This is a genomic window from Rhizobium sp. BK098 (genome assembly GCF_014193155.1).
Classification (GTDB): Bacteria; Pseudomonadota; Alphaproteobacteria; order Rhizobiales; family Rhizobiaceae; genus Rhizobium.
Genome location: NZ_JACHYY010000033.1, coordinates 1 through 6,996 on the forward strand (window position 1 = coordinate 1; position 6,996 = coordinate 6,996).

The 6,996-nt window shown below is 56.8% G+C and carries 6 protein-coding genes; 5 read left to right on the forward strand and 1 reads right to left on the reverse strand.

Annotated features, from left to right (window positions below):
* The first annotated feature begins 335 nt into the window (after positions 1 to 335).
* From FHT73_RS29000 to FHT73_RS29010, 3 genes are read left to right on the forward strand one after another with little or no spacing between them, the layout of a single operon-like run.
* The gene (locus FHT73_RS29000) at positions 336 to 1,157 is read left to right on the forward strand and encodes an HD domain-containing protein (RefSeq protein WP_183716499.1); all 822 of its coding nucleotides are present in this window, start codon (positions 336 to 338) and stop codon (positions 1,155 to 1,157) included.
* The gene (locus tag FHT73_RS29005; RefSeq protein WP_246712275.1) at positions 1,154 to 1,672 is read left to right on the forward strand and encodes an AAA family ATPase; all 519 of its coding nucleotides are present in this window, start codon (positions 1,154 to 1,156) and stop codon (positions 1,670 to 1,672) included. Before FHT73_RS29000 ends, FHT73_RS29005 begins: the two co-directional genes overlap by 4 nt.
* Positions 1,669 to 3,534 (forward strand): hypothetical protein, encoded by a 1,866-nt coding sequence (locus FHT73_RS29010; protein WP_183716502.1) that lies wholly within the window; start codon positions 1,669 to 1,671, stop codon positions 3,532 to 3,534. The genes FHT73_RS29005 and FHT73_RS29010 overlap by 4 nt, the downstream gene beginning before the upstream one ends.
* Here the strand turns inward: FHT73_RS29010 and FHT73_RS29015 are convergent.
* Complete coding sequence (locus FHT73_RS29015) at positions 3,524 to 4,429, reverse strand: HTH domain-containing protein (RefSeq protein WP_183716505.1); 906 nt, start codon at positions 4,427 to 4,429, stop codon at positions 3,524 to 3,526. The two genes, FHT73_RS29010 and FHT73_RS29015, sit on opposite strands and share 11 nt — an antisense overlap.
* A gap of 238 nt (positions 4,430 to 4,667) precedes the next feature.
* Between FHT73_RS29015 and FHT73_RS29775 the strand changes: the two genes are divergently transcribed.
* Together FHT73_RS29775 and FHT73_RS29020 are read left to right on the forward strand one after the other, a co-directional pair.
* On the forward strand, positions 4,668 to 4,790 hold the full coding sequence (locus FHT73_RS29775) for a hypothetical protein (protein ID WP_281409889.1): 123 nt from the start codon (positions 4,668 to 4,670) through the stop codon (positions 4,788 to 4,790).
* 316 nt (positions 4,791 to 5,106) lie between these two features.
* Complete coding sequence (locus FHT73_RS29020; RefSeq protein ID WP_183716507.1) at positions 5,107 to 6,549, forward strand: HAD family hydrolase; 1,443 nt, start codon at positions 5,107 to 5,109, stop codon at positions 6,547 to 6,549.
* Positions 6,550 to 6,996 lie beyond the last annotated feature (447 nt).

The following is a 6,996-nucleotide window of genomic DNA, read 5'->3' on the forward strand; positions in this document are numbered from 1 at the left end:
GGTATGCTTGCCCCTGAACGGGAGGCTCAATGATGTTGCGAAACTGCATTGCGAGAAGTTCACCTCAGTCACAGACTTTGTCAACAGGACCTAGTGTCGGCACCGCTAGGCCCGGGAGTGACGAAATCTAGACCTTACTATCTTTGGCTGCGGCGTGTTTCTTCAGCTTAACTGCCACCATTCCTTCGCAATACTCCAGAAAATCCGGTCGTGCTCTCGGCTATCCCGCAATTATTAATTGCGCCTTAATGCAAGATATCTACTATATCGCCACAAATATTCACAGAATCTGTGGCGCCCGCACGTTTGTCTTCCGGCGTCAGATCGGTGGTCACTTGAACGAGATCAGAGCCAAGATGATCGAACATCATAAGTCTCAGACTGAGATGCTCGTGGACCAACTGGGGTTCGACGGCTACATCGCCCCTGTCTCCCTGCCCGACCCGTTGGATGTCCGCGCGGACGTCGACATGATCTACCGCCTGTACGATCTACAGAAGCTTGTGCGGTTCTTCGGCCAACGGTACTGGGAGGAGGAAACACTCGAGCTCGGACCAGTTCCTGGAAGGCTTGAACTTGAGAACGTCGCCGCCCATTCCTTCAACGTCGCACGGTGCGTGCCTCTGCTGGCGCCGCATTTTCCATGGATCGATCGCGCGCGTGCGATCGAGTTGGCACTCGTACATGACGAGCCTGAGATCGTGACAGGCGACAAGGATCCGGTGGGCAAGGATGGACAAGGATCCGACACCCACGCGTTCAACCTGACTAGGCGCCTCGACAAGGATCGCGAAGAACGCCGTGCCCTCGACGCCCTCGCCTCCAGCATGCGGCGTTCGCTGCGCGAATCTTATCGGACCATGTTCGAGGAACTCATCGAAGGATCCAGCGATGAGGCCCAGTTCGTGAAGGCCCTCGACAAGCTGCAGGCGCTCGTCTTCGTACGCCTTCGGAAGGGAGGCCGGATCACACCGGACCACGCGGCCTTCACCATACGGTATTCAAGGATCGGGGTTCACCGGTTCCCGCCGCTTCAGGAGCACTTCAAGCTCGTCCTTCGGGATCTCCTCGATGACGTGGCCCAATCCAAACCCACCGAAATCCCGGCTTTTTGTGAAGAGGCGTTCGCGAAGCTAAAAGGCGCCGACCAACTATGACGGCAGCGCGTGCGAGGCGGTTTGCATTGATCGGCAAATCAGGGGCGGGAAAGTCTACGGTGGCGGAGCAGATTTCGCGGGACTACGGGATCCGGCGCATATCGACAGGCACCATCTGTCGTCAGATCTCGATGCTTCTGTTTGGCAACGAGGACAAGGCATCCACACAACGGATAGACGACGCGCTGACGCAGATCGATCCTTCGATCTTCTTGCAGGCGGCACTGCGGGGCGCTGCGCCGGAGGAGCGAGTCTGTGTGGATTCGCTGCGTTTTGCAGCGGACTACAATCTCGCGCGCGCTCAAGGATTCGAGATCATCCGAGTGACAGCGTCTGACGAGACCCGAACGCGCCGCCTGGCAGCCAGAGGACAAGTGTTTAATCTCGACGTCGACGGCAGGCACAGGTCGGAGACGGAGCTCGACACGGCCGAGGCCGATTTAACGATCCATAACGATGGTACGAAGAACGAGATCGAAGCCGCCCTCCGATCGATATTTTCCAGGGGCGCATGAGAAGGAACCTGTTTCTCCATTTCCTGAACCGCGACACGCGCGAAATCTTCAGGCTCTATGATATCTTCGGTGACGAGAAGCACGCACGCACGCTTCGCGGCCCGATGAATGCCTGCGCCATGCTGTGCGAAGAATTCTGCGTCGCTCCACCGGGCTTCGTGGTCGAGGACAAATACGCCTTCGAGCTGTTCGAGGTCCAGTCCGCCTATCTTGAGAAAGGGCTCGTTCGTCTGCCAATGCGGGAGACAAATCTCACCGACTTTGCCGAAAAGAAGCGGCTCGAATACTCTCCCGCCCGAAACCGCTATTCAGGCCTGTACGACGACACACGAATGAACCTTCTCAGTTCGCACGGCGCCGCGTTCGTCCAACGAAAGGTCCAAATAGGCCCGACGATCGTGAACGGTTTTGAAACCGGCATCGACACACGACTGCAGGCCTGGTCCGGCATCCGCCAGAATGCGCCGTCGGAAGTCATCGAAAACATGCGTACCATTCCCGCAAGACTGGCTGACGACGGGAAGGCCCTCACCTGGTCGATGATCGAGCCGAATCTTGTGGAATCCGCCTCACCATTCCGGCGGGAGATGCGCGACGCGCTGCAATACACCTACTTCCAGGAATATTGTCGGGAATTCAAAGCCATCGTACTCACCGACATTCCCCATATGCCAGTGGAGTTCTACCTCCCTGCAGAGCGCGCCGTATATAGCATGCGCAGATTCCGCGTGTTCCTAGATGGGATGAGTGCCGACAAGCTTCTGCTCGAAGCTTCCGCCGACACCATCATGAGGTTCCGCCGCGATGCTGGGTTCATCGAACTGATGGACGTCTATTGCGGCTTTGCCAGGATGTTCCCAAAGGACACGGATCTCCAATACCATCTGTCGAGGGCCATCAAGAAGACGCCCTTCGAGTGGTCACGGATCCCCGAAAGATTCGATCCAGCGATATCCGACCCCTCAGACTTCGAAGTCGTCGAGATCGCAAGCGCGTTCGGCGAACTTGCAGCCAATCTGACGATGGAGCACGGACTGCCACGGCGCGGATCTGATGAGCCGAAAAAACCACAGAAAACAACGACTGCTTCGAAAGGACGACAATTGACAATCGCGATATTTGTGGCACTTGAGGAAGAACTCGACGTTCTTATCAAGCATTTCGACTTGGAGCGATCCGCAGGGAGCCCTGCGGCATCTGGGAAGATCGGCGACGTGGGGGTGGACGTCCTCTGTCCTAGAGCGATGGGCCGGGTCGCCGCCGCGGTCGAGGTCACCCGCTACCTTTCGAAACATCCTGCGCCGGATCTGCTCTTCTGCGTCGGTCTCGCAGGTGGTTTTGAAGAGTCCGGGATCGAGCAAGGCGCCGTCATCTGCGCGGAGACGGTTGTGGACCTGGCGAACCGAAAGGTGACCGACGACGAAAACGGGGCGGCTAAATCGAAGTTCCGCCGGCGAGACTTTGACTGCACTCGGGCCGTCTATGAAGTCGCCAAATCCAACCAGTTCGATCTTGGTGCTTGGGCTTCGCATTCCGTAAACGAGTTCGACTGGCAAAAAGGCAGAACGCCGTCCCTTTGGGAAGGCAAGATCGCCAGTGCGGACGAGGTGGTCGCCAGCGACAACCTCCGAAAGAAGATGGTCGATTCCGTAGATAAGCTGTTCGGCGTCGAGATGGAGGCGGGCGGCGTCTGCGCCGCAGCGACTGCCTTCAAAGTCCCTGTCTCGGTGCTTCGTGTCGTTTCCGACATGGCGGATCCGTCAAAGGCCGATGATAAATGGCGCACAACGGGGATGAAGACGCTCGCAGAGCTACTGAAACGTCTGCCTCTCGACCGCGTCATCGCAGTGGCTAAGCAATAGCCACTGCGCCATCCGCGGCTAGTGCGACAAAGCGCGACGATACGCGCTCCAGGGTGGAGGTATCATTGATCTCGGCCGGGACCCGCGTCCAACGTGGAGCGCGGCTGGCCGGGAAAAAGCGGATGAACTCATCTGGCTTTTCGCACTCATACTGCACAAACAAGACGACGGAATTGTTCCGGTTATGTGAATCGGCGACGCGAATGCAGCGCAAAGCCTGTCCGGGATGCCGCCTAGTGAGCTCGTGGATCCGGCGAACCGATGCGCTCGACTGCTCGGCGATCGTCCGTCTTGCGGCCAGATCGATGCCATACGGCTCGTCGGAGAAGAGGTCTGCGTCCGACCCTCTGAGGAAGCCCAGCAGTCCGATCGCGCGGCCGCTGCCGAACTCCGACCCTTCCATCGCGGCAAGGGTAAGCAACCCGCTGCTTGAGCAGATCATCACGAGCAACCGCAGATGTATCAGCCTCGAATCCTTCTCGGCGATCCTCAGGGGCACCTGACGTCGAAACCGCTGCGCGATCGATTGGAATTCGACGAGCCCAGTCCCGCTCTGAAGCGCGGGATCCAGTTCCTCCCGGTCAGCGCAGAGGACGTCGAACTGCTTGAGCTGATAGGATCGTTGAGGCGCGACATACTCGCTCGCGCTTCCGCCTGCTTCGAGGCGCGACGCCAGGGAAAAGCGTCCCGGCGCAGTTCTAACAAAGAGAGACGCCCTACGGTTGTGGAGGATGTCTTCGCACAGACGGGCGTGAAGGGTCTTGTACTGCGTCTTTCCAAATAGATGATCAGGGACCAGTTGAAGGCGATAGGCCGCATCAAGTATCTCGCGAGCCGTCAGTGGCTGGCGCGACTTGCTAAGGACGGCTTGCGACATCTTCAGGTATGAGTTCATCGGGTCATTGCTCTGGCATTGGATTCCCCAACATTGCCAGCGTTACCTATAAGTGCCAGCTCTGTCACTAGTCTGCCGTGCGATTGCGCAAACGGTAAACACTCTTTTGCGGTGTCCGGTCGCAAACGGCATCTACAAATCATCGCCTATAAAAGGGGCAGCTCACCATAAGGCCAACAGGCAGACTTTAGCGCGGCGGCTCGCCAGGTCTCTGGGCTAGATCGGCATTTCGCCGTCGGTGCAGATGCCAGATCCGCGCGACAGGCGACCGACGCTGACCTTCGATGAGAGCAAGATCCGCCTTTATCGCATCGTTGGCGCTGTCTTCATGGACACGGCGCCGCTGGCTAGCGGTGGCTGAACCACCCCATCGAAGACGTGGCGGAGCTTCGGACGGTGCATGCGTCTATGGCGTTAAGGAGGACAGCGCAATCCCGCTTGCACTACCGGGGCAGATCATCCTCGGCGGCGCCGAATTGACGTCTGCCGAGTTGGACGACGGCTCGGCGGGCAGGCTGGCGACGATGACGTGTGGCGCGGCTCGTGCGACGTAGCTCTATGATCGCAAGACAGACAACGTTATTGTCATGAGGTATAGTGCGCTCCGATCCGAGCATTTTTACCATTGCTGAGCTGTGGCGGCGAACTGCGCGGCCACAAAATTTGAAAGGCGTCATGTGCCCCGGAAAGTCGTCGATACCCTTATCCTTGATCTTGACAACACGCTTTTTGACTGGTTTGCGGTATGGTACGCGTCGTTTGAGCCAGTCTATCGCGAGATATTGAAACAGACCAACCGCACCGAAGCGGAAATTCAAGCTGACATCCGAAAAGTGCACCAGACACGTCGCACCTCCGAATACACATTCCTCCTCGAGGAAATTGAAGCACTTTCCGACTTGCGCCAACGCGGCGACATCCGGAAGACGTTTCGAGAATCGATCGAATTGTCGCGGCAAGGTCGCGATCTCAATCTCAAACTCTACCCAAGCGTTTTCCGGTCCCTGTGGCGGATCAAAGACCAGGGTACAAAGATTGTCGCTTACACAGAGTCTATGGCATTTTATAGCGCGTATCGCCTGAAGCGCTTCGGCTTGGATGGGGTGATAGATGTAATGTTCAGTCCTGAGGACCACGATATGCCAAATGGCGTGTCGGTCGACAGTATGCGAAAGCTGCCGGAGGAGTTTTACGAACTCCAAGTCACGGAATCCCGACACACCCCGACGGGTGAGCTCAAGCCGAATCCTCGCGTTCTGTTAGATATCGTCAAGGCGGTAGGCGCAAAGGTTGATAGATGCGCTTATGTCGGAGACAGCCTTTTCAAAGATGTCGCAATGGCCCGCGATGTCGGTATCTTTGACATCCACGCAAAATATGGCGAGAGTCAGCGCCGCCCTGAATACGACCTTCTGAGGCAGGTGTCCCATTGGACCGAAGCAGATGTACAGCGTGAAAAGGCCATCGTTGAGAAGGGCCACGACTTCGAACCAAGCGCAGTGCTGACAGACTCCTTCGCAGAAATCTTCATTCATTGCGCCTTCGAGTCCTTCGACCATAAGGCCGGTGCAATCGTTGATGACAAGACGGCAACCCAATTTGCCCTCGAAACTTGGAAGAAGACCGTCGATGTTCAACAGCATTTCAATGATCTAGAAATGCGCATAAGGAATTTCGCCATAACGGTTGTGGGTGCGCTGATCGCGTCGGTCGGCTTCACCTATCAGCAAGGCCTTCAGGCGGATGTGTTTGGTGTCCGAATTTCAGCGGGAGTGGGGCTTGTTCTCGCAGCCGGCTTCGCTTGGCTAGCCTTCTTTTTTATGGATCGGTATTGGTACCACATTTTCCTTCGAGGGGCTGTTAAGCACGCTAGCGCAATTGAAAAAGAGTTTGCCGATCGAATTCCGGGAATAGGTCTTGGCATGACAATCTCGCAGATGAGTGGGGACGTAAAAATCCTGTGCTGGAAAACGAATTCAGAACGACGGCTTACGATATTCTACGCTGCCGGCTTGGCTATGCTAGGGATAGTTCTTCTGACTCTGCTGATCGCGCAGCCGCACCTTCCGAGCGATTCCCCGCGCGATACGCGACTCCTAGAAGAGCCCAAGCGATCGTAACGTCGGGGCGCTACCCGTCTCGACGACGTCATTGAAAGAGGTTGTTCTTACGACCCACGAGCTTCGTAGGTTGCCCTTGATCAACTCAGTGGCGATACGCCAAGACCTGATGACAAAGCGACGGGCGCAAAACATGGAATGCACCGCCTTTAAGCCGAATGTCCGCTTTTTGGTGCAGCGAAAGAAACGCTGGTGACCACTTCTAAGGCGCAATGCGGCCCGCGATAGTGGCAAAACCTGTTCACTTCAAGCCGCTCGCACAAGCGGCGGAAAGGCCTGAATGAAAACCAGCCACCTATGCGCCCCTCCTTAACAGCGCCCAGAGCAGGCGACGCGCGACACGGCTAGGGGGTGTTGGTTTTCACGCGGAACAGAGCCGGTTTTTCCACCGAGAAGTGAGCCACGTTTAAATATGGTTTTCTGATCAGGCTTTGGTCAAGGGATTGG

What these genes read in the sequence shown, in the direction of transcription:
- FHT73_RS29005 (WP_246712275.1), top strand. Translation starts at nt 1,154, where the DNA reads ATGACGGCAGCGCGTGCGAGGCGGTTTGCATTGATCGGCAAATCAGGG.
- FHT73_RS29010 (WP_183716502.1), top strand. Translation starts at nt 1,669, where the DNA reads ATGAGAAGGAACCTGTTTCTCCATTTCCTGAACCGCGACACGCGCGAA.
- FHT73_RS29015 (WP_183716505.1), bottom strand. Translation starts at nt 4,429, where the DNA reads ATGAACTCATACCTGAAGATGTCGCAAGCCGTCCTTAGCAAGTCGCGC.